Origin of the sequence: Actinomadura sp. NBRC 104412 (assembly GCF_030269515.1) — a bacterium.
Classification (GTDB): Bacteria; Actinomycetota; Actinomycetes; order Streptosporangiales; family Streptosporangiaceae; genus Spirillospora.
The window spans coordinates 1-22,591 of sequence record NZ_BSTM01000044.1; the positions used below are offsets into that span (position 1 = coordinate 1).

The 22,591-nt window shown below is 72.6% G+C and carries 18 protein-coding genes and 1 pseudogene; 11 read left to right on the top strand and 8 right to left on the bottom strand.

The annotated features are described in order from the left end of the window. Positions 1-227: 227 nt before the first annotated feature. Positions 228-536: a tyrosine-type recombinase/integrase gene (locus QSK21_RS33100; RefSeq protein WP_285701572.1), complete on the top strand. Its 309-nt coding sequence runs from the start codon at positions 228-230 to the stop codon at positions 534-536. Between the two features lie 49 nt (positions 537-585). On the opposite strand, the pseudogene QSK21_RS33105 reads toward QSK21_RS33100, so the two are convergent. After that, positions 586-922, bottom strand: a pseudogene (locus QSK21_RS33105) (NUDIX domain-containing protein); the annotation flags it as partial. On the opposite strand from QSK21_RS33105, the gene QSK21_RS33110 reads away from it, so the two are divergent. After that, complete coding sequence (locus tag QSK21_RS33110; protein WP_285701573.1) at positions 905-1,027, top strand: hypothetical protein; 123 nt, start codon at positions 905-907, stop codon at positions 1,025-1,027. The pseudogene QSK21_RS33105 and the gene QSK21_RS33110 overlap by 18 nt on opposite strands. Here the strand turns inward: QSK21_RS33110 and QSK21_RS33115 are convergent. Then, the gene (locus QSK21_RS33115) at positions 1,005-1,403 is read right to left on the bottom strand and encodes a Zn-ribbon domain-containing OB-fold protein (RefSeq protein ID WP_285701575.1); all 399 of its coding nucleotides are present in this window, start codon (positions 1,401-1,403) and stop codon (positions 1,005-1,007) included. The two genes, QSK21_RS33110 and QSK21_RS33115, sit on opposite strands and share 23 nt — an antisense overlap. 71 nt (positions 1,404-1,474) lie before the next feature. Continuing rightward, complete coding sequence (locus QSK21_RS33120; protein ID WP_285701577.1) at positions 1,475-2,605, bottom strand: acetyl-CoA acetyltransferase; 1,131 nt, start codon at positions 2,603-2,605, stop codon at positions 1,475-1,477. Between the two features lie 285 nt (positions 2,606-2,890). Between QSK21_RS33120 and QSK21_RS33125 the strand changes: the two genes are divergently transcribed. The 5 genes from QSK21_RS33125 to QSK21_RS33145 all read left to right on the top strand — a co-directional run bounded on the left by QSK21_RS33125 (position 2,891) and on the right by QSK21_RS33145 (position 10,326). Next, positions 2,891-4,411, top strand: coding sequence for an ABC transporter substrate-binding protein (locus tag QSK21_RS33125; RefSeq protein ID WP_285701579.1), 1,521 nt, complete (start codon positions 2,891-2,893; stop codon positions 4,409-4,411). Positions 4,412-4,431: 20 nt separating this feature from the next. Next, positions 4,432-5,292: a hypothetical protein gene (locus QSK21_RS33130; RefSeq protein ID WP_285701581.1), complete on the top strand. Its 861-nt coding sequence runs from the start codon at positions 4,432-4,434 to the stop codon at positions 5,290-5,292. Beyond that, positions 5,289-7,871: a CaiB/BaiF CoA-transferase family protein gene (locus QSK21_RS33135; RefSeq protein WP_285701582.1), complete on the top strand. Its 2,583-nt coding sequence runs from the start codon at positions 5,289-5,291 to the stop codon at positions 7,869-7,871. Before QSK21_RS33130 ends, QSK21_RS33135 begins: the two co-directional genes overlap by 4 nt. A 71-nt stretch (positions 7,872-7,942) precedes the next feature. After that, positions 7,943-9,199: an acyl-CoA dehydrogenase family protein gene (locus QSK21_RS33140; protein WP_285701584.1), complete on the top strand. Its 1,257-nt coding sequence runs from the start codon at positions 7,943-7,945 to the stop codon at positions 9,197-9,199. Further along, positions 9,196-10,326, top strand: a complete 1,131-nt coding sequence (locus QSK21_RS33145) for an acyl-CoA dehydrogenase family protein (RefSeq protein ID WP_285701585.1) — start codon at positions 9,196-9,198, stop codon at positions 10,324-10,326. Before QSK21_RS33140 ends, QSK21_RS33145 begins: the two co-directional genes overlap by 4 nt. Before the next feature lie 71 nt (positions 10,327-10,397). Here the strand turns inward: QSK21_RS33145 and QSK21_RS33150 are convergent, their stop codons facing one another. Then, positions 10,398-11,069 carry a TetR/AcrR family transcriptional regulator gene (locus QSK21_RS33150; RefSeq protein WP_285701586.1) on the bottom strand — a complete coding sequence of 224 codons (672 nt, stop codon included), beginning with the start codon at positions 11,067-11,069 and terminating at the stop codon, positions 10,398-10,400. Between the two features lie 221 nt (positions 11,070-11,290). Then, positions 11,291-12,172 carry a MaoC family dehydratase gene (locus QSK21_RS33155; RefSeq protein ID WP_285701587.1) on the bottom strand — a complete coding sequence of 294 codons (882 nt, stop codon included), beginning with the start codon at positions 12,170-12,172 and terminating at the stop codon, positions 11,291-11,293. A 179-nt stretch (positions 12,173-12,351) separates the two neighbouring features. Between QSK21_RS33155 and QSK21_RS33160 the strand changes: the two genes are divergently transcribed. Both QSK21_RS33160 and QSK21_RS33165 read left to right on the top strand, forming a co-directional pair. Then, the gene (locus tag QSK21_RS33160; protein ID WP_285701588.1) at positions 12,352-14,661 is read left to right on the top strand and encodes an acetate--CoA ligase family protein; all 2,310 of its coding nucleotides are present in this window, start codon (positions 12,352-12,354) and stop codon (positions 14,659-14,661) included. A gap of 157 nt (positions 14,662-14,818) precedes the next feature. Then, a complete protein-coding gene (locus QSK21_RS33165; RefSeq protein ID WP_285701589.1) occupies positions 14,819-15,703 on the top strand; it encodes an SDR family NAD(P)-dependent oxidoreductase in 885 nt (294 codons plus the stop codon). Between the two features lie 113 nt (positions 15,704-15,816). Here QSK21_RS33165 and QSK21_RS33170 read toward each other — a convergent pair whose 3' ends face one another. Genes QSK21_RS33170 through QSK21_RS33180 form a run of 3 tightly spaced genes read right to left on the bottom strand, consistent with a single transcriptional unit; the run spans position 15,817 to position 20,127 of the window. Then, positions 15,817-16,899 carry a phosphotransferase family protein gene (locus QSK21_RS33170; RefSeq protein ID WP_285701590.1) on the bottom strand — a complete coding sequence of 361 codons (1,083 nt, stop codon included), beginning with the start codon at positions 16,897-16,899 and terminating at the stop codon, positions 15,817-15,819. Continuing rightward, on the bottom strand, positions 16,899-17,675 hold the full coding sequence (locus QSK21_RS33175; protein ID WP_285701591.1) for an SDR family oxidoreductase: 777 nt from the start codon (positions 17,673-17,675) through the stop codon (positions 16,899-16,901). The genes QSK21_RS33170 and QSK21_RS33175 overlap by 1 nt, the downstream gene beginning before the upstream one ends. Continuing rightward, the gene (locus tag QSK21_RS33180; RefSeq protein WP_285701592.1) at positions 17,668-20,127 is read right to left on the bottom strand and encodes an AMP-binding protein; all 2,460 of its coding nucleotides are present in this window, start codon (positions 20,125-20,127) and stop codon (positions 17,668-17,670) included. The genes QSK21_RS33175 and QSK21_RS33180 overlap by 8 nt, the downstream gene beginning before the upstream one ends. A 386-nt stretch (positions 20,128-20,513) precedes the next feature. Here QSK21_RS33180 and QSK21_RS33185 point away from each other — a divergent pair, with 386 nt between their 5' ends. Beyond that, entirely contained in the window at positions 20,514-21,536 is a 1,023-nt protein-coding gene (locus tag QSK21_RS33185) for an ABC transporter ATP-binding protein (RefSeq protein WP_285701594.1), read from the top strand. Then, positions 21,533-22,582, top strand: a complete 1,050-nt coding sequence (locus tag QSK21_RS33190) for an ABC transporter ATP-binding protein (RefSeq protein WP_285701596.1) — start codon at positions 21,533-21,535, stop codon at positions 22,580-22,582. The genes QSK21_RS33185 and QSK21_RS33190 overlap by 4 nt, the downstream gene beginning before the upstream one ends. Positions 22,583-22,591: the final 9 nt, after the last annotated feature.

Genomic DNA, 22,591 nt, shown 5'->3' on the forward strand with positions numbered 1-22,591 from the left:
GCCAAGCTGGACCACGCGGGAAGGGCGACCACGTGTCGGCCCTTCGAGGTCTGACCTGAACCGCCGCTCAGACGGCCTTGTCGGCGCCCTTCCCGCCCCAACCACGCCTTATTCAGTGGGCTCCTAGAGCCACCGTGGGCTGCGGCTGTGCCAGCTGGCCGTGGACGCGCTGATCGTCGCACGGGCACAGCAGGCAGCCGACAAGCTCGCCGCCGGGCCCGCCTACCGTGACCACGGACCTGGTGTTCTGCCGGCCGGACGGGACGCCCTGGTGCGCCGAGCAAGTGCTGTACCGCTTCACGAAGATGACCGACGCGGCCGGGATCGGGAGGCGATGGTGCCCACGGGAGCTCCGCCACACGTTCGTGTCGCTGATGAGTGACAGCGGTGTGCATGTGGAGAAGATCACCGACCTGGTCGGCCACCGCACCACCGTGGTCACCGAGATCGTGTACCGCCACCAACTGCGACCGTTGATCGAGAACGGCGCCGAACGGATGCAGGAACTCGCTGATGTGACGTCCGCGCCCGCATGACAGGTCTGTGCTCGTTCCGGACTCGGAGGATGAACGGGCCTTTGCGGTCCCCGGCAAGTAGGTGGTCGATTCTGGTGCGCATTGACGCGGACATGCGTAAAGCAGCAGGCTCCACCAGCGGAGTCCAGCACACGTCGAGGGACTCGCTGCTTGGGGTGGGGCGGCCGGAGAGGGTGAGGGCGATCGAGAACTCTTGGCGGACCTCGTCGTCGCCGGTGTAGTGGATCACGTGCCGCGGATCGGAGTAGATCCCGACGAGTCCGGTGATCTCGCACAAGATCCCCGTTTCCTCGTAGGTCTCCCGGACGGCAGCCTGACTCACCCAAGTCGATCGCCCCACCGGGCAGGGCCCGGTTCCCGTTGTCGCTATGGCGAATCAGCAACAGCTCACCCGCGAGAACGCCAGCACCCCGGCGGCCATCTGGCTGAAGGTCCGCTGGGCGCTGGAGTGGCCCGGTACGAACGCGGTCAGTCCTGGGGGATCGGGGTGAAGCAGGGGAGGGACAGGCCGTCCTCGACGGTCTTCACGGTCACCTTCACCCGGGATCCGATCCGCACGTCCGCCGGATCCACCTCGACCAGGTGGGTCATCATCCGCACGCCCTCGTCCAGGTCGACCAGGGCCACCACCGTGGGCGGGTTCGTCGCGAAGCGGCCGAAGGCCCTGCGCAGGACGGTGTAGGAGTAGACGGTGCCGGTGCCGGACGCGGGCCGCCACTCCAGTTCGGTGGAGAAGCAGAGCGGGCACACCGCGCGCGGGTAGAAGATGGCCCGCGTGCAGCTCAGGCAGTGCTGCAACAGCAGCTCGCCGCGGGCGACCCCGTCCCAATAGGGACGGGTGTCGGCGTCGATCATCGGTTCGAACATCGGTGGCTCCCTGGGGCGGCGGGACGGCAGGCGACCTGGACGTCGGGCGACCGAGACTTGGGTGGCAGACGTCAGGCGGCCAGGACGCAGGTCGCGCTGGATGACAGGACGCCGCCGGTGCCGTGCACGAGGGCGAGCTCGGCGCCGGGGACCTGGCGCTCGCCGCACTCGCCGCGCAACTGCCGGACGGCCTCGATCAGCAGGAAGATCCCGTACATGCCGGGATGGGTGTAGGACAGGCCGCCCCCGTTGGTGTTCATGGGGAACTCCCCGCCGGGGGCGATACGGCCGCCGGACACGAAGTCGCCCGACTCGCCCGGCTCGCAGAACCCGAGCGACTCCAGCGTCAGCAGCACGGTGATGGTGAAGGAGTCGTAGATCTCCACCAGGTCGATGTCGGCGAGCTCCACTTCGGCCCGGCGCAGCGCCTCGGGGCCGGAGCGGGTGGCGCCGGTCACGGTGAGGTCGGGCATGCTCATGATCGAGTTGTGGGTGTGCGTCTCGCCGTGGCCCAGCACCCGGACCGGTCTGGTCGCCACGTCGGGGAAGCGGTCCTCGGCCGCCACCACGACCGCACCGCCCCCGTCGGTGACCAGGCAGCAGTCCAGTTTGTGGAGCGGGTCGGCGACCAGCGGCGAGGCGAGCACGTCGGCGACGGTGAGCGGGTCGCGGCGGTAGGCCCTGGGGTTGAGCGCCGCCCACCGGCGGGCGGCGACGGCGACCTCGGCGAGCTGCTCGGAGGTGGTGCCGTACTCGTGCATGTGCCGCATGGCGGCCATCGCGTAGGAGGTGACCGGGGTCAGCACGCCGTAGGGCTGGTCGAACTGCCCGGTCAGCGCGGCGGTCCGCGGCCTGCCGGCGAGGCCCCCGGTCTTCTGGGTGCTGCCGTAGGTGATCAGCGCGACGTCGATGAGCCCGGCCTCGATGGCGGCCGCGGCATGGCCGACATGGGCCTCGAAGGAGGCGCCGCCGATGTTGGTGCTGTCGGTGAAGGACGGCTGGATGCCCAGGTACTCGGCGAGCATCATCGTCGGGGCCCAGCCCCAGCCGCCCGCGGTGAACAGGCCGTCCACGTCGTTCTTGGTCAGGCCCGCCTCGTCCAAGGCGGCCTTGGCGGCCAGCGCCTGCTGGGAGAGCACGGTCAGGTGCGGGGTCTTACCGAGGTCCGATTCGGCGACGCCGACGATGCCGGCCTTGCGCATGGCCCCTCCGCGTTTTAGAGCAGCATTCTAGAGTCGCATTCTAAATCGGGTTCCAGCGTGGACCGGTTCTCGCGGGGCTGTCAAGAGGACGGAGTCGCCGTAACCGGCCCTTGTGTCGGCCGTCACAACTATTTTAGCATCGCGAGTGCAAAAATCGTGCGTTGCTTCGCGGTCGGGGCGCGCTGAGCACGGCTTATCGCTGAGGCGTGAACGGGAGTCACAGTGCAACTTGGAGTCACAGTGCGACTTGTAGGGACCACAAGCAGAGGCGGCGGTCGACGGCGCATGGCGGGCTGGACCGCCGCCGGGCTCCTCCTGGTCTCGTCCGCTGCCGGATGCGGCGGCACGGCCGGCGGTGGACCCGCCGGAGACGTCCTGCGCGTCGCCACCCAGCAAAAGCCGGTCCAGCTCGACTCGTGCGGACCCAGCAACGGATCCGAGCTGGCCTACGACAACGTCCTGTACGCGCCGCTCATCAAGGCCGACGACAAGACCGGCAAGCTCGGCCCCGGCCTCGCCGAGAGCTGGTCGTACTCCGACGACAGGCGCAGCTTCACCCTCAAGCTCAAGCCGAACCTGAAGTTCCAGGACGACACCGTGATGGACGCCGCGGCCGTCGCCAAGAGCCTCACGCAGTGCAAGGAGATGGGGAACCAGGTCCCCGAGCAGGTCACCAAGATCAGGGCCGACGGCGACCGCACCGTCGTTTTCGAGCTGAGCGAGCCGTACGCGGCCCTGCCCGACCTGCTCTCGGGGCGGATGGGCATGGTCGCCTCGCCGACCGCGCGCGAGAAGGAGGGCGAACGGTTCGCCAGCCGGCCGGTGGGCGCGGGCCCGTACCGGCTCACCTCCTACAAGCCGGGCGTCTCCGCGGAGCTGACCCGCTGGGACGGCTACACCCAGGCGGGCACCCCGGCCGCGAAGGTGAAGCGGATCGAGTGGCGGATCCTCAGCGACAACTCGGCCCTGGCCAGCGAGATCATCGCGGGCAACGTCGACTACGCGTGGGGCTTCAGCACCTCCCTCATCGCGCAGCTCAAAGGCCAGTCCGGAATCACCGTCGGCAGCAACGACATCGCGACCGGATGGACCTCCATCAACCTCAACCGGTCCAAGCCGCCGCTGAACGACGTGCGGGTGCGCCAGGCCATCAGCCACGCCATCGACCGCAAAAGCATGGCCGAGGCCGTCTCGGACGGGGTGTGGAAGACGCCCACCTGGGGCCCGTACCCGCCCGGCAGCCCCTACTACGACGGCAGCGTCGAGAACGCCCAGCCCTACGACCCCGAGAAGGCCAAGGAGCTGTTGAAGCAGGCGGGCTACGGCGGAGGCCTCACGATCAAGGCGGTGGCCCTCAACGTCCCGCCCTACAACGACAACGCCGTCATCCTCAAGGAGCAGCTCAAGAAGGTGGGCATCGACCTCCAGGTCGAGGCCCAGCCCACGGCGGAGGCCACCAAGAACTTCTACCCCGGCACCGACAACCTGATGCTGATCTCTGCGATGGGCGGGACCTCGCCGCTGTACGTCTACCCAAAGTTCTACGGCCAGGACACCAGCGCCAACGTGGGCCGGGTCGAGACCGCCGCGACCCCTCTGGTGAACAAGCTGCTCACCACCTACGGCGAGGAGGAGCAGAAGAAGGTCATGAAGCAGATCAACGCGGTGGCCGCCGATGACGTCCCCTTCATCGGCCTGTACTTCATCCCCGAGGCGCTGGCCTGGCGCAGCAACGTGACCGGTGCCAAGGAGAGCACCTCCGTCCAGGGCAACGTGAACCTCGCCTACCTCGGGCTGGGCCGATGACGCGGGGGACGGACGGGGACATGGCGACCGACGACGGAACCCTCGCCGGGGAGCCGCGGCGCCCCCGCAACCTCCACGGGGCGGTGTCCGGCAGCATCCACGACGACGCGACCGCGCGGCGGCTCGGCTTCCGCGGCGGGACGATCGCGGGCAGCTACCACATGGAGCAGGCGGTGCCGCTGGCGCTGGCCCTCTTCGGCCGCGCGTGGTTCGACAACGGGACCATGGCCGCCTACTTCCGGAACGCCACCGTCGACGGCGAGGGGGTGCAGGCCTTCGCACGGCGCACGCCCGGCACCGGCGACGGCGAACGGGCGGAGCTGTGGATGGACACCGCCGACGGCCGGCGGGTCTGGGACGGCTCGGCCACCGTCGGCGACCCCGGCGGTCCCAGCGCCTTGGCCGACCGGATGACCGACCGCGACGCCGACAAGGTCCGCATCCTGTCGTTCCTCCGGGTCGGCGAGGTGATCGATCTCGGCGAGCTCCGGCTCGACGGCGAGCGGCAGCGCGAACGGCTGCGCAAGGGCCTGATGACCGAACCCCTCGACTGGTACGGCGACTCCTCGCCGTGGGGACCGGCCGTCGCGTCGCCGCCCACCGAGGTGTCGTTCACCTTCGAGTCGGTCAAGCAGGCCATCGTGCGGCGGCGCGGCCCCGCGGTCGGCCTGTACGGCGCGATCGAGATCCGCCACCTGGCCGGGCCGCTGCTGCTCGGCGAGACCTACCACGTCTCCAGCACCGTCCTCGCGCTGGGCTGCACCCCGAAGACCGAGTACATGTGGACCGAGACGGTGGCGGCCGATCGCGACGGAACCCCGGTGACCTCGGTGCTGATGATGAGCCGGGTCATGAAGGCGTCCTCGGACCTGTACTCATGAGCGGGCCGCTGCGACGGGACGCCCCGCGCCCCTCCGCGCTGGGGCATCTGAGGGTCGTCGATCTGAGCTCGGGCGTGGCCGGCCAGTACTGCGGCAAGCTGCTGGCGGGCTACGGCGCCCAGGTCACCCTGGTGGAGCCGGTCGAGGGCACGCCGACGCGCCGCATGCACCCGTTCACCGACGGCGGCTGCGCGGGTTCGCCCACCTCCTCCCTCACCTTCCGCCACCTCAACCAGGGCAAGGCGTCGGTGGTCGTGCCCGACAAGGAACCCGCCCGCGGGAACCGGTTGTGCACGCTCACGGCGGGCGCCGACGTGGTCATCCGGGACGCCGCGACCGTCCTGCCCCCGCTCGGCCCCGCGGTCGTGGAGTGCGTGGTGAGCGACTTCCCGGACGGTGGACCGTACGCCGACTGGGCCGCCGACGAGATGGTGCACCAGGCACTGTCGGGCTACATGAACGCCACCGGCCGCAGCGACCGGGAACCCCTCTACGGCGTCGGCCGACGCGCCTACTACGCCTGCGGCACCACCGCGTTCGTGTCGGTGCTGGCGGCGCTGCACGAGCGGCACCGCTCGGGACGCGGGCAGCGGGTCCGCGCGTCGGTCTTCGAGTCGATGGCCGCCATGGGGCAGAACTTCGTCACCCAGTACAGCTACAACGGCACGACCGAGACCCGGGCGCGGTACACCGGTCTGCTGGCCACGCTGCGCTGCGCCGACGGTTACATCGTGATGTTCGCGATCCGGGACCCCGCCGCGGTGTGCCGCCTGTTCGACGCCGAGCACCTCGCCGAGGACCCGCGCTTCGACCGGCCCGGCTCGTTCATCCGCAACTGGGACGAACTGGTGAAGGTCTTCCAGGACCGCGCCCTGCGGATGACGACCGAGGAGGTGGTGACCCGGGCCCAGGAGCTGCGGATCAGCTGCGAGCGGATCTGGGCGCCGGAGGAGCTGGTGGCCTCCGAACAGTGGCTCGGCCGCGGGGTCGTGCGCACCCTGCGCTCCCCGTGCACCGGCCGCGAGGAGGCGGCGCTCGGGCCGGTCTTCCGTATCTCCGGCTCCCCCTACCTCGCCGACACACCCAGCCCCCTGCCCGGCGAGGCCGTCCAGGACGCAGGCGCCCCGGCGAGCGCCGAGCCGCAGACCACCGGGCCGAAGACCACCGGGCCGAAGATCACCGGGCCGCAGACCACCGGGCGACTGAGCGCTGAGCCACAGACCACCGGGACACGGACCGCCGTCCCACAGCCCGCTGCGGCGCGCACCGCCCCGAAACCGGCGGGGGAGGGGCCGCTCGCCGGAATCCGGGTCATCGACATGACCACGGCCTGGGCGGGACCGATGGCCACGCGCAGCCTGGCGTGGCTCGGCGCCGAGGTCATCAAGATCGAGCCGCCGCGCCGCCCCGACGGCTGGCGCGGCTTCCTGACCGGCGGGCCGCCCCACCACTACCCCGACATGGACCCGGGCGACAAGCCGTACAACCGCAACCTCCTCTTCAACACCCAGGGCCACGACAAGCTCTCGCTGTCCCTTGACCTGAAGAGGCCCGGAGGACTGGACGTCATACGGCGCCTCGCCGCCGTGAGCGACGTCCTGGTCGCCAACTTCACCCCCGGCGTGCTGGACCGGCTCGGCATCGGCCACGACGACCTCGCCGCGATCAACGACCGGATCGTCGTGGTGGAGATGCCGGCCTTCGGCGCGACCGGACCCATGGCGTCCCACCAGGGCATGGGCAAGACGATGGAGGCCGCCTGCGGCATGGCCGCGCTGCTCGGGTACGGCGGCGACGAGGAGCCGGTGCTGACCGGCCCGGCGATCCTCGACCCGATCGGTGGGCTGAACGCGGCGGCGGCCGTCGTCACCGCCCTGGAACTGCGCGCGCGGCACGGCGCCGGATGCCATGTCGAGGTGCCGCAGACCGAGGCCGCGGCGCACTGGATCGGTGAGTATGTCCTCCAGCAGGTCGAGACGGGCCGGGTACCGGCCCCCGACGGTAACCACGTTCCCGACGCCGCGCCCCACCAGGCGTTTCCCGCTGCGGGTGACGACCAGTGGGTCGCGGTCGCGGTGCGCGGCGACGCCGAGTGGCGAACCCTGTGCCGCGTCATCGACCGGCCCGACCTGGCCGCCGACGGGCGCTTCGCCACGCTCGGCGGACGGCTGGCCCACCAGGCCGAGCTGGAGGACGCGGTGGCCGCCTGGACGCGCACGCGCGGCAAACGCGAGGCCGCCCGCGCCCTCCAGGCCGCCGGTGTCCCGGCGGCCCCCGTGAACGACGGGACCGACGTGGCGACCGACCCCGGGCTGCGCGCCTGCGGCTTCCTGACCACCGTCACCCATCCCGAGGCCGGGACCCACGTCTACCCGGGCCTGGGCTTCCGGCTCGACCGCACACCCGGCGCTGTCCGGCGGCCCGCCCCGCTCTTCGGGCAGCACAACCGGGAGGTCCTCGCCGGTCTGCTCGGGCTGACCGACACCGAGATCGCCGACCTGTACGCCCACGGGACGGTGACCGACGACCCCGTCCTGGACGACCCGCCGCGCCGGGGCCCACGCAAGGTGCGTCGGTGACCCCGGCTCCCCGGCCGCCTGTTCACCACCCCAGCGAGCGACAGAGGCAGCGACCAAGGAAAGGTGCAGCGATGACCACCCCCCGGACGGTGTACCGGCCCCCGCAGGTGACGGCCACGGCCGTCGACCCGGGGCCGGAGGCCGAAGAGTTCCGGCGCGAGTTCCGTGCCTGGCTGAGCGAGAACGCGCCTCCGGAACTGCGCGGCGTCGGCTGGCCCGCCCCGCCCGGCAGCCCCCACGCCAAGGCGCTCAAGAAGTGGGGGGATGTGCTGTGCGAGGCCGGGTACATGTGCGTCGCCTGGCCCCGGGAGTACGGAGGCCGCGGGCTCGGGCCCGTGGAAGTCGCGATCATGAACGAGGAGTTCGACCGGGCGGGCGTCCCCCGGGTGACCCGGGGACGGGCCGAAACGACCGTCGGCCCGGCCATCATCGCCCACGGCACCGAGGAGCAGAAGGCGTACTTCCTCCCGCGGATCATCTCGGGCGAGCACGTGTACTGCCAGGGCTTCTCCGAGCCGGGCGCCGGGTCGGACCTGGCCTCGCTGCGGACGGCGGGCGTGGTCGACGGCGACGAGCTGGTCATCACCGGGCAGAAGGTGTGGACCTCCGGCTATTACGAGGCGACCATGATGTTCTGCCTGGTCCGGACCGACCCGGACGCCCCGCGCCACGCGGGCATCAGCTACGTCCTGGTGCCCGTCGCCGAGAACGGGCCGGGCACCGGGATCGAGTTCCGGCCGATCCGCCAGCTCACCGGGCGCAGCGGCTTCGCCGAGACCTTCCTGGACGGGGCGCGGGTGCCGCTGTTCAACGTCATCGGCGGTCTTGACCAGGGGTGGCGGGTCACCGTGACCACCCTCGGGCACGAGCGGGGGAACCGGGCGACGGTCGCCCACGTCGGCTACGCGCGTGACTTCTGGGCCCTCGTCGAGGAGGTACGGGCCCGCGGCCTGGCGGACGACCCCTCCGTCCGGGAGAGGCTGGCCTGGGCGTGGACCCGGATCGAGACCATGCGGTTCTCCGGCCTCCAGCTGCTGGCGGCGCTTGCGGCGGGCCAGGACCCGACCGGGCGGGCCGAGAACGGCTCCGTCACCAAGATCCGCTGGTCGGAGTACGCCCGCGAGTTCGGGGAACTCGCCCTCGACCTGCTGGGCCCCGACGCCCTCACCGCCGGGGGCTCCGGGGACGATGGCCTGGGGCACTGGCAGGAGGAGTTCCTGTCGTCCCGGTCCGGGACGATCTGGGGCGGGACCGCGGAGGTCCAGCGCAACATCATCGCAGAACGTGTCCTGGGACTACCCAAGGAGAGCAGGGGGACCGGCCGATGAGTCTCGCCATCACCGCCGAACAGGAGGACCTGCGCGCCGCCCTCGGCCGGTTCCTCGACGCCCGTTCGCCGCTGTCGCGCACACGCGAACTGATGGAGCGGCCGGTGCCGCACGACGGCGACGTCTGGCGCGCCATGGCCAGCGACCTCGGCCTCCACGGCATCGGCGTGCCCGAGCAGTACGGGGGCGTCGGCGTCGACGTGCAGACCCTCGCCTACGCCTTCGAGGAGACCGGCCGGGTCCTCCTCCCGGGTCCCCTCCTGGCGACCCTGGGGCTGGCGGTCCCGCTCCTGCTGGCCGCCGGCGACACCGACGCCCAGGCCCGCTACCTGCCGGGCATCGCCGCCGGAGAGACCGTCGCGACGGTCGGCTGGCTCGCCCCCGGCGCGTCGTGGGACTCGGTCGGGGACGCGGCGGAGGCGGTCAGGCGTCCCAGCGGTACGGCCCGCGGCGGATGGACCGTCGACGGCCGGGTGTCCCTGGTGCTCGACGGGCTCGCCGCGGACGTGTGCCTGGTCGTGGCCGCCGCGCCCGCGGGCCCGTCGGTGTTCGCCGTCGACACCACGGGACCCGGCGTGGACCGGCGGCGGATACGCGCGCTGGACCCGACGCGCGGGCTCGCCGAGATCACCCTCACCGGTGCGCCGTGCACGCCGGTCGGTGCGGAAGGGGCCGGGCGTGCCCTGCTCGACGCCGCCCTCGACCAGGCGTGCGTGCTGCTGGCGTCGGAGATGGTCGGCGCAGCCCAGGCGTGCCTGGACATGGCCGTCGCCTACGCAAAGCAGCGCGAGCAGTTCGGCCGTCCGATCGGGTCCTTCCAGGCCATCAAGCACAAGTGCGCCGAGGTGCTGGTCGAGGTCGAGGGTGCGCGCTCCTGTGCCCGGTACGCGGCGTGGGCGTGCGGCGCCGTCCCGGAGGAGGTGCCCGTGGTGTCGGTTCTGGCGAAGGCGGCGGCGGCCGAGGCCCTCTTCCGCGCCGCCGCGGAGAACCTCCAGATCCACGGCGGGATCGGGTTCACCTGGGAGCACGACGCACACCTGTTCCTCAAGCGCGCCAAGGCGTGCCAGGTGCTGTTCGGTGACACCAGGTCCTTCCGCCTCCGGCTGGCGGACCGGCTGGGCCTGTGAGACCGGGCCTGAGACCTGACCTGTGAGACCGGTCCTGTGAGAGAAGTGGGATTGTGAGCGAGGCCGCCGGGTCAGTGCGTCTCGTCGTCCCGGACGACGAGACGCATCCCGGTGGCGCTCGCCAGGAGCGGGCGCATCCGCTCCAGTACCTCCAGCATCGCCTCCACCTGCTCGCGCGCGGCGCGGGGGGTCGGCTGTCTGCTGATCTCGCGGCGGGCCTCGCCGATGTAGCTGGTGACCAGCCACACCAGGACGCGGTTCACCGGCTCGTCGGTGGCGCCCAGGAGCCGGAAGTTGCGATTGAGCCACTCCCGGCCGCTGCGGCGCTGCACCTCGGTGAAACCGGGAGGGGTGTCGCCGTCCTGGAAGATGCGCACGAGGTCGCGGCGGGACCAGGTGGCCTCCAGGTAGGCGCGGGCGCCGGCGACGAGGAGGTCGAAGGGGTCGGTGACGCCGGCGGCCTGCGCATCCCGCACGCCCTTGCGGACGATCGCCACCTGCTCGGCGTGGTGGCGCTCCCACAGCGCCATGAACAGGTCGGTCTTGCTGCCGAAGTGGTGGTAGATACTGCCGACGCTCGCCCCCGACCGCTCCACGACCTCGTTGATCCCGGCGGCGGCGAAGCCCCGCAGGGCGAAGACCTCCCGGGCGGCGTCGAGGATCTCGCCGCGCACGATCTCGGTCGAGCGCCACTTCCGGCCACCACCGGTTTGTGACTCGCCGGAAGGGGTCGGTGGTGGCATCGGGGCGTTTCCCTCTTCCTTATGTCGGGGTGCCGGGGCGCGGCTGGGCGCCACCAGCATGCCAGGACGGCGTCAGGGGCGAGGACCGGGCCGGGAGTGAAGGCCGGGCCTCCGGCGAGCAGGTGCCGGGTGAGCACGTGTCAGGTGAGCACGTGTCAGGTGAGCACGTGTCAGGTGAGCACGGTGCCGGGAGCGGTCGGGGCGGCGGACGTGGGGCGGCGTCAGGAGTGCTGGACGACGCCGCGGTCGATGACGACCGTGCCGTTCTCGGTCTGCGTCTGGAACAGGGCGCGGCCCTCGCCGTCGCGCCACACGTTCACCACGAGCACGTCGCCGGGGTGGACGGGGCGGCTGAAGCGGCCGTACATGGCGTGGAACCGCGCCGGGTCGGAGTCGCACAGGGTGTGCAGCAGCGCCCGTCCGGTGAAGCCGTAGGTGCACAGGCCGTGGAGGATCGGGCGGTCGAAGCCGCCGCGCGCGGCGAAGGCAGGGTCGGAGTGCAGCGGGTTGCGGTCGCCGCTGAGCCGGTAGAGCAGCGCCTGGTCGGGACGGGTGCGGTAGACCACGCGGTGGTCGGGCTCCCGGTCCGGCCGCGTCCATGGCAGGTCGCCCGGCGACGGCTCGTCGTCGGGCGGGCGTTCGGCCGAGACCGAGCCCGCGCCGCCCTCGCCCATGATGAAGGCGCCGCTGGTGGCGGTGATGAGGGGACGGCCGTCGGTGTCGAGCGCGCGGCTCTCGGTGCGCACGAGCGCGCCCTTGCCCTTGTCGAGCATGTCGGTGACGGTCGAGGTCACCGTCACCGTGCCCGCGACGGGCAGTGGGCGGTGGAGCCGGAACGACTGCTCGGCGTGCACGAGCCGGGCGGGGTCGAAGTCGCCCAGCTTGCGGCGCGGCCCGCCGCGCGCCTGGGCGGCGAGCACGGCGAAGGTGGGCAGTACCTGCTGGGGGACCCCTTGGGTGTTCTCGGTGGTGAACGCCAGCTCTTGCAGGGGGTCCTCGGCTCCGGCGCCGACGCCGAGCGCGTACAGCAGCGCGTCGGTGCTGTCCCAGGAGCGGGTGGCCGGTTCTCCCGGCACCCCGACGAGCGTGTGATCGAGCGCCATGCCACGGCTCCTCACGTATTGAAATGGCATTCTAGAACTAACGTGCTGCAATCGGTCTGTCAACCCGTTGACACAGGCTCTGATTCTGTTGTTGGCTCCATTATGAAATGACGTTCTAAGATGCGACCGCCTGGACGGCGCCGGGAGGCGCGGTGCGGGCGGCCGGGGAAGGGGGCCCGATGACCCCTGCGGCCGACGGCGCGCCGGACGGCAGGACCACAGACACAGGCCCCGCGGCACAACTCGACGCGGGCCCCGACGCGGGCCCCGACGCGGGCCTCGACGCGGGCCCCGACGCGGGCACGGAGGCGGGGCGCCGCCGTCTGGCCCGGCCGGAGCGGCTGCGCGCCCTGTTCGCGCCCCGCAGCGTCGCGCTGGTCGGCGCCAGCGAGTCCTCCGGCTGGTCCCGGCTGGTGGTCGCGAGCCTGAGGACGGGCGGCCTTCCAGGGCGTGTCGTGCCCGTGAACCCCCGCCACTCCTCGGTCTTCGGGCTCCCCGCGGTGCCGAGCCTGCGGGCGCTGGACGAACCGGTGGACCTGGCCTTCTGCCAGGTCGCCACCGAGCGGGTGGAGTCGGTGATGGAGGAGGCCGCCGAGGCCGGGGTGCGGCACCTGGTGGTGCTCGCCTCGGGCTACGGCGAGAGCGGCACCGACGGCCGCCGCCGCGAACGGGCTTTGCTCGGCAAGGCGGTCGGCCTCGACCTGACCCTGCTCGGCCCCAACACGCTCGGCTACCTCAACCCGCACGCCGGAGCGGCGCCGTTCGGCCTGCCGATCACCGAGCCGCCGCGTCCCGGCGGCGTCGCCGTGGTGTTGCAGAGCGGCGCCCTCGCCAGCGCCGTTCTGGACTTCTCCGCCCGCCACGGCATCGGGCTGAGCCTGCTCTCCTCGATGGGGAACGAGGCGGTCGTCACGGCCACCGACGTGGTCGCGCACCTGCTGGAGGACGACCACACGCGCGCCATCGCGATGTTCCTGGAGACCGTCCGCGACCCGGACCGGTTCGTCGAGCTGGCGCGCCGGGCGCTGCGCGCGGGCAAGCCGGTCGTCGCGCTCAAGGTCGGCCGCAGCGACGCGGGCCGCGCCAGCGCGCTGGCCCACACCGGCGCGGTCGCGGGCGACGACGCCGTCGTCGACGCGGTGTTCCGCGCCGCCGGGGTGGTGCGGGTGCGGAGCCTGGAGGAGCTGCTGGCGACCGCGGACCTGCTGGCCCAGGGACTGCCGCTCGACAGGCCGCGGATGGGGGTGGTGAGCGCGTCCGGCGGGGCCTGCGACATCATCGCCGACCGCGCCCACGACGAGGGCGTCGAGGTGCCCGAGCCGGCGCCCGCGACACGCGAACGGCTCACCGAGCTGCTGCCCCCGTTCGCCGTCGCCCGCAACCCGCTCGACGTCACGGGGTTCGTCCTGGCGCGTCCGGCGGTGGGCGGGCGCGGCCTGGCCGAGCAGTGCCTCGAAGCCATGCTGGACGACCCCTCCATCGACTTCGTGTTCAACTCGCTGAGCCTGCCGTCGCGGGAGCCGGCGGACCCCGCCGCGCTGCACGGACGGCTCGCGGCGATCGCCGAGATCACAGCCGGGTCCGGCAAGCCGGTCGTGCACTACACCACGACCTGCGCCGACCTCGCACCGTACGCGCGGGACGCGCTCGACAAGCACGGCCTGCGGGTCATGCCGGGGATCGAGCTGGGAATGGCGGCGGTCGGGCACGCCCTGCGCTGGGGACGGGCGCGGCGGCGCCTGCTCCGGCGCGAGAACGCTCCCGTCGAGGGCCTGCCTGCCGCCGCCCCCGTCGGCAGTCCGCCGGCGCGTACCGGCCCCTGGTCAGAGGCCGCCGCCCGGGAACTGGCCGCCGCCCACGGCGTCCCGCTGGTGCCGGCGACGCTCGCGACCACACGGGAGGAGGCGCGGGCGGCGGCGGAGGCCCTGGGATACCCGGTGGCGCTCAAGGTGTGCTCGGCCTCCATCACCCACAAGTCCGACATCGGCGGCGTGGCGTTGATGGTCGGCGGGCCGGAGGAGGCCGAGAGCGCCTTCGATCGCGTGCACTCCGCGGGCGCGGCCCACGCCGACGACGTCGAGGGCGTGCTGGTCACGCCGATGCGGCGGGGCGGTGTCGAACTGTTCGCCGGGGTGAAGGTCGACCCCCTCTTCGGCCCGGTCCTGGCCGTCGGGCTCGGCGGGGTCTTCGTCGAGGTGCTGGGTGATGTGAGCCTGCGCCCGCTCCCGGTGAGCGCCGCCGACGTGGAGGAGATGCTCGGCGAACTGCGCGGCGCCCGGCTCCTGGAGGGCGTCCGCGGAGGCGTCCCGGTCGACCTCGGCGCGGTCGCGCGCGCCGTGTGCGCCCTCAGCAGGGCCGCGCTGTCCCTGGGGCCCTCGCTGCGCGCCTTCGAGGTCAACCCCTGGTGGGTGCACGGTTCCCAGGTGGAGGCACTCGACGCCCTCGTGGTCACCGGACCACCCGAGGGCGATGGGCCGGAGGACGCGTGAACAGCCGCGTGAACGACCGCGCGGGCACGGGCGTGAACACCCGAGCGGGCCCCCGAAGCGACACAAGACAGACACAACCAGAGCACGAGACACGACCCGAGCACGAGACACGACCAGAGCACGGCCGGAGACGAGAACAGCGGAGGATGCGAAAAGCATGAGCGGACTGAAGGGAAGGGTCGCGGTCGTCACCGGCGGCGGGAGGGGCATCGGCGCGAGCGTCGCCCGCATGCTCGCCCGGGAGGGCGCCGCGGTCGTGGTGAACGACCTTGGCACCGGCCTGGACGGAAGCGGACGGGACGAGGGGCCCGCGGCGGAGGTGGTCGCGGACATCACCCGCGCGGGCGGATCGGCGGTGGCCGACCACGGCGACGTCACCGACCCCGCCACCGGCGAGCGGCTGGTGCGCACCGCCGTCGAACGCTTCGGCGGACTGCACGTGCTGGTCAACGCGGCCGGGATCCTCCGCGACCGGATGATCTTCAACATGGCCGAGGAGGAGTGGGATGACGTCATCCAGGTGCACCTGAAGGGCCACTTCGCCACCATCAAGCCCGCGGCGGCCCACTGGCGCGAGCTGCGGAACCCGGACGGCGACTTCCGCATCATCAACTTCACCTCCGGCTCCGGGCTCTTCGGCGCCCCGGGGCAGCCGAACTACGCCGCCGCCAAGATGGGCGTCGTGGGGCTGACCTACTCCTGCGCCAACGCCCTGGCGCGGTACGGCGTCACGACCAACGCGATCTCACCCGTCGCCGCCACCCGTATGACCGCCTCGATCCCCGGGGAGCGGAGGAAGGCCCGTGATGTCACCGAGGACCAGCGGGCCGCCGAGAACATCGCCCCCGTCGTGACCTACCTCGCCGGTGAGGCGTCGGCCTGGCTCAACGGCCGGATCATCGGCGCCAACGGCTACGACGTGACCCTGTACAGCAACCCCGAGCCCGTCCGCGTGATCTCCGGCGGTTCCCGCTGGGACGTGGCGGCGCTGGGCGAGTCGATGGAAAGGCTGTTCCGCCCCGCCGTCACGCGGGGCCGCTGAAGGACCGCGCACCAACCGCCCCGGTAGATCGTGGGAGCCGGAAGACCGAGGCGGAAGGGGGCCGGCCTGCCCGGACGCGTGACACGCCCGGGCGGGCCGGCACGGCGGTCGGGTCAGTCCTGGAGCCCGATCGTCTTCCTCTGCAGGTTCCGGGTGGCGGCCAGACCGGCCATGAGCAGCGGCTCCACCGCGTCGCCGACCCTGTCGAACCCGCTGCCGACCGTCCCGCCCTGGAGATGGCGGTAGCGGATGCCCTCCAGGATGGCGGCCAGCTTGAAGTACGCCAGCCCCAAGCGGAGGTCGAGGTCGCCCAGTTGCCGGCAACTGAGCCGCTCGTAGTGCGCCAGCAGCTCCTCGGCGCTCGGATACCCGGGGGCCAGGCTCGCCGTGGCGTCGCTGGCGCCTCCCGAGATCCGGGGGAGCCGGTCGTAGACGAGCAGCAGGGCCAGATCGGTGAGCGGGTCGCCCAGCGTCGCCATCTCCCAGTCGATGACGGCGGCCACCTTGTCGTCGTGCACCAGCAGGTTGTCCAGGCGGTAGTCGCCGTGGACGATCGTGGACTCCTCGGCGGCGCCCGCCCGCGCCGCGACGCCCTCCTGGAGGCGGCGCAGCAGCGCGTCGGCGTCGGGGAGGTCGCGGGTGCGCGAGCCGTCCAGCTGGCGGCCCCACCGGCGCACCTGGCGGGCGAGGAACCCCTCGGGCCGTCCGAAGTCGGCCAGCCCGACGGCGGCGGGCGAGACGGCGTGCAGCCCGGCCAGGACACCGATCATCTCCAACGCCACCGACCGGGTGCGCTCGGGCCCCAGCGGTTCGAGCTGCTCGCGCCGCCGGTACGCCGTGCCTGACACCTGCTCCATGACGTAGAAGACGGCGCCCGACACGGTCTCGTCCCGGCAGAGGGCCAGGGCCCGCGGGACGGGGACGGCGGTACCCGCCAGGGCGGTGATGACCGTGTACTCCCGCACCATGTCATGGGCGGTGGCCTGGACGTGGCGCAGCGGCGGGCGCCGCACGATCCGGGTGGTGGTGCCGTCGGACACCGCGTAGGTGAGGTTGGACTTGCCCCCCGACACCACCCGTGCGGTCAGGGCGGGGCCCAGGTCGCCGGGGCATTGCCGCTCGTACCAGGCGGAGAAGCGTTCGAGGTCCAGGCCGGGCACGCTGTCGGAGGCGGGGGACGACATGGGGGATGCCATCAGGTGCCACGCCCCAGCGTCACGCCGCCGTCCAGGACCACCGTGTGCCCCGTCATCCACGACGCCTGCTCCGACAGCAGGAAGGCGACCGCACCCGCGACGTCCTCCGGTACACCGAGGCGCCGCAGCGGGTAGCTCGCGGCGACGTCGTCCTCGCGGCCCTCGTACAGCAGCCGCGCGAACCGCGTCTTGACCACGGCCGGGGCGACCGCGTTCACCCGGACGCCCGGCCCGAGTTCGACCGCCAGGTTCTTGGTGAGGTGGATGAGCATCGCCTTGCTCGCGCCGTAAAAGGCGATCCCCGGTGAAGGCCGCAGGCCCGCGACGGAGGCGACGTTGACGATGGCGCCGCCGTGCTCGCCCATCCAGGAGCGGTGGCACAGCTGCACCATCGCCAGCGCGGCCACGACGTTGACCTCGGTGATCTTGCGGGCCGCGGCGAGGTCGAGGTCGAGGAGCGGGCCGTGCACGGGGTTGATCCCGGTGTTGTTCACCAGCAGGTCGACGCCGCCGAAGGCGGCCAGGGTGCGCTCGACGACCTCCTCGCGGTGGGCGGGGTCGCCGATGGTGCCGGCCACGCCGAGCGCGTGCTCGGGCCCGCCGAGGGCGCGCACCGCCTCGGCGAGGTCGGCGGGCTTGCGCCCGGTGACGCACACCCGGGCGCCCTCGTCGACGAGGCGCTGTGCGATGGCGAGCCCGATGCCGCGGCTGGCGCCGGTGACGACCGCGGTGCGCCCGGTCAGGCCCCCTGTCCCGGTGACGATCGTGTCAGGCATGCGCGGACTCCCCCGTGCGTTCGGCGCGGGTCTGTTTAGTGGAGGTCTGTTCGGTAGGGGTCTGTTCTGTGCGGGACCGGTGGTCGGTGCGGGACTGTTCGAGGCGCGACCGGAGGCGGATGACCATCTCCTGCGCGCCGGTCGCCACCAGCCGTCCGTCCTCGGTGAAGAGCGATCCCTGCCCGAGTGCCCGCGCGCCGCCCGCCGAGGGGCTGGTGGTGACGTAGCGCAGCCACCGGTCGGCGCGTCCGGCACGGTGCAGCCAGACGGCGTGGTCGAGGCTGGCGCTCGCCAGCTCCCTGCGCGGCACGCCGTGCCGGCGGAACGCCGCGCGCAGGATGGTGAAGTCGGACAGGTACACCACCAGCGTGCGGTGCAGCAGCGGGTCGTCGGGCAGTCCCGCGGGCACGCGCATCCAGACCTCCGAGGGCGCGGACGGGTCGGAGCCCCGGTCGGTCTCGCGCAGCTCGACCGGGCCGGGTGGTGCTCCGTCGTCGCCGCGGGCGCCCTCGGCGAAGGGGTAGCGGGACGGCATGTCCTCGGGCGGGGGAGGCGTCGGCGGTGCGTCCACCTGGTGGGCGAGGTGGTCGGGCTCGCCGCGCTGCATCGAGCAGGTGACCGTCGCGATGATCTCCTGTCCCTGCCAGGCGTCGACCCGGTGCAGGACGAACGAGCGGCCGGAGCGCAGCGGGGTCACCTCGTACCTGATGGGGGAGCCCGGGTCGCCGGTGCGGGCGAAGTAGCCGTGCAGCGAGTGCAGGACCACGTCGTCGGGGGCCGTGCGCACCGCCGCCACGCTCGCCTGGGCGAGGACCTGCCCGCCGAAGACGCGGTGGGCGGGACGCTCGTTGCTCAGCCCTTCGAAGGTGCGGTCGCCGACCTGGTCCAGGTCGAGCACCCGCAGCAGCCGGTCGACGACCGAGGCGCCCGTCCTGAGGTCACGCCACCGGTCCCGGCTCGGCATGACCAGCCGCCCGTGACCGGGCCGCCCCGGGAGCCGCTCGGCGCGCAGCGCGGAGCGTCGCACCTTGCCGGCCTCGTCGCGCAGCGGGTGGTCGACGAACTCGTAGGCCCGTGGCCGTTTGTAGGGCGCGAGCAGCGGACGCAGGTGCTCGTCCAGCTCGTCGGCCCGGGGTGCCGGCCCGCCGGGCGCCGGCTCCACCAGGGCGACGGCCCGCCGGCCCAGGTCGTCGTCGGGCAGGCCCACCACCGCGCACGCGTGGACGCCGGGATGGGACTCCAGCGCGCCCTCGACCTCGGCCGGGTAGATGTTGGCGCCGCCGCTGACGATGCAGTCGGTGGACCGGTCGGCGAGGTAGAGGTACCCGTCCTCGTCGTACCAGCCCAGGTCGCCGAGCGACTCCCAGCCGTTCCGGCTGCGCGGCTCGGCGCCGACGTAGTGGTAGGTGGACCCCTGGCCGCCGGGCGGCATGAGGAAGATCTCGCCCACGACGCCGGGCGGCACGACCCGCCCCTTCTCGTCCTGGACCCGGAACCGGGTGCCGCGGATGGGGCGTCCGACCGAGCCGCGGTGGTCGAGCCACTCCCGGCCCGTGATGTAGGTGATGCCCTGGCTCTCGGTCCCGGCGTAGACCTCGGCGATGCGGTCGGGCCCCAGCCACTCGATGTACTCCAGCTTCAGCCGGGGCGGGCAGGGGCCGCCCACGTGCAGGAGCGTGCGCACCGAGGACATGTCGGCGCGGGCGAGGCGTTCGGCGGGCAGCCTGCGGAGCCGGTTCATGTGGGTGGGCACCATCTGGAGCCAGGTGACGCGGTGCTGTTCGATGAGGTCGAGGGCGAGCGCCGGATCGAAACGCGGCATGATCACCAGCCGGTTGCCGCTGAAGAGGCCCCGGGCGGAGTAGACGAAGGCGGCGTTGTGGTACAGCGGCCCGCAGACCAGGTGGACGCCGTCGGCGTGCATGTACTCGCTGGCGGGGGAGTCGGGGTCGTAGTGCGGGTCGTCGTGGCTGACGATGAGCTTGGGCTTCCCGGTGCTGCCGCCGGAGGTGAGCGCCTTCCAGTACGTGGGGACGGCGTCGGGCAGCTCGCCGTCGTCGAGGTCCTCGCCGGGGACGAAACCGGCCGGGATGGTGGCCAGGTCCTCGTACTCCTCGTCGCTCCCCACGAGCAGTGACGGGCGGGCCAAATCGAGTACGCGCCGCCGCTCCGCCGGGGGGAACTTGTGCGACAGCGGCATGGCGGTGGCGCCCAGCTTCCACGTGGCGATGCAGGCGCAGAAAAACTCGACCGAGTTGGGCAGGGCGATGGCGACCATGTCGTCCTTGGTGACCCCTGTCGCGGCGTAGGCGCGCGCCAGCCGGTTGGTGTGCCGGTCCAGCCTGGCCCAGGTGATCTGCCCGGAGCCGTCGCCCGCCACCAGGGCCGGCTCGTCGGGCTTAACGGTGGCGAAGTGGGCGAAGAGCCGGCCGATGCTCAACCGACGTCCCATGTGCGTCCTCCCGTCGACGACCGTCCGTGCCGGACGCCGCGGCGGTGGCCGGCAACGTCCGTCAAACTTTATGCATTCTGAATGCACATTAGACGTACCGATGGTGGCCTGCCAATCCTCCGATGGGGGAGTTCGGTGCGCCGTTGGGTCTGGTGCTCTTCTGCATGTGTGGTGCATATTGCAGGTCAGGGGGCATCGGTGCCCGGTCCGGGTCGGGAAGGAGCGGCCCGAGGGCGGGGTGGCGGATGGCCTGGTCCGCGGCGATCGCGCGGTCCGGGTGCGGGCAGCGCGGAAAACGTCCGGCGCACCCCTTGACAAGCGTGTGATGTCGAACACAATAATTTATGCACTGCGTATGCATATTTCTCTGGAGCGGAGGGGTCTCCATGGCCACGACGAGCGCCGAGCCGGGCGACGCCACGGTCGGCGAAACCGCACCGGCACTGCTGGAAGTCAAGGACCTCACCGTCTCGATCGGCGGCGCCCGGCTGTTGTCGGAGGTCTCGCTGACCATCGCCCCCGGGGAGCTGGTCGGGCTGGTCGGCGAGTCGGGGTCGGGCAAGACCCTCACCGGGCTGAGCCTGCTGGGACTGCTGCCGCCGGACGCCTCGGTGCGGGGCAGCGTCCGCTTCGACGGCGTGGACATGCTCACGGTCGACGGGGAGCGCCGGCGGCGCCTCCGCGGGAGCGAGATCAGCATGATCTTCCAGGAGCCGCGCGCCTCGCTGCACCCCTCGCGCCCGGTGGGCAAGCAGATGGTCGATGTGATCCGCGCGCACGGAACGGTGCGCGTCGCCGAGGCCCGGCGCCAGGCCGTCGAGATGCTCGGCATGGCCGGCCTGCCCGACCCCCGCCGCACCATGGACGCCTACACCCACGAGCTGTCGGGCGGCATGTGCCAGCGGGTGATGATCGCCATGGCCCTGGTCTGCCGGCCGCGGCTGCTGGTGGCCGACGAGCCGACCACCGCCCTGGACGTCACCATCCAGGCCCAGGTGATCTCCCTGCTGCGGCGGCTGGCCCGCGAGCTGGACCTGGCCGTCCTGCTGATCACCCACAACCTGGGCGTGATCTCGGCGCTGTGCTCGCGCGTGGTGACCATGTACTGCGGCCAGGTGGTCAACGACGACGACGCCGAGCGGCTGCTCGGAGCGCCGCAGCACCCCTACGCCTCGGCGCTGGTGCGTGCCTCGGAGGTGAGCCTGGACCGCACCGGCGGGCAGAGCGGCATCACCGGCGCCCCGGCCAACCCCGCCCGCCCACCGAGCGGCTGCCGGTTCCATCCCCGCTGCCCCTACGCCCAGGACCGCTGCCGCGAGCACATGCCCGCCCTCGAACCGGCTCCGCGGGGAGGCCGCACCCGGTGCCTGCGCGTCGACGAGCTGACCCTTCCGGGGGTGGCGGCATGACCGCCGACAGCACGCTCGCCGCCACCGCGGGCGACACGCGGAAGGCCCCCGCGCTCCAGGTGCGCGACCTCGTCGTCCGCTACGGCAACCGCCGCGACACCGTCCGCGCCGTCGACGGCGTCAGCGTCGAGGTCGCGCGCGGCACCACGCTCGGGATCATCGGTGAGTCCGGGTCGGGCAAGTCCACCCTCGCCAAGGCCATCGCGGGCCTGGTCCCCATCAACTCCGGAACCGTCGCCATCGCCGGTCCGGACGGCAAGCCGGCACCGGCCGCCCCGTCGGTCGGACGGGCCGGCCAGGTCCAGATGATCTTCCAGGACCCTGTGCTGGCGCTGAACCCGGGCAGACCGGTGTGGAAGAGCGTTGTGGAACCCCTGGTCCCCCACCGCCCGGTGATCCCACGGCGGCTGCGCGACCGCGCCGTGGAACTGCTCGGGCAGGTCGGCCTGGGCCCCGAGTTCGCCGACCGGCGCCCCGGCCAGATGTCGGGCGGGCAGCGCCAGCGCGTCACCATCGCCCGCGCCGTGGCGGCCCGCGCGCCGCTGGTCATGTGCGACGAACCCGTGGCGGCGCTGGACATCTCCGTCCAGGCCGAGGTGCTGCGCCTGCTCGACGAGGTGCGCGAGGCGTTCGGCCTTACCTACGTGTTCATCTCCCACGACATGTCGTCCATCGCCCGCATCGCCCACGACGTCGGCGTCATGTACCTCGGCCGGCTCGTGGAGGTCGGCCCCGTGCGCGAGGTGCTCGAACGGCCCCGGCACCCCTACACGCGGGCGCTGATCCGGGCGGTGCCGCGGATCGGCCTGGACGCCCGCGACCGCGAGCTGCACCCCCTCGAAGGGGAGATCCCCGACGCGCGCCGCCCGCCGTCCGGCTGCCGCTTCCGCACCCGCTGCCCCTTCGCCCAGGAGGTCTGCGCACGGGACGAACCGCCCGTGGAGACCGTCGCCGAACCCGCGCCGGGCGGCGGCTCGGCGCACCGGACCGCCTGCCACCTGTGGCGCGAGATCCAGGACGGGACCGCCCGGCCCCGTACGTCGTGAGCCCCCCGC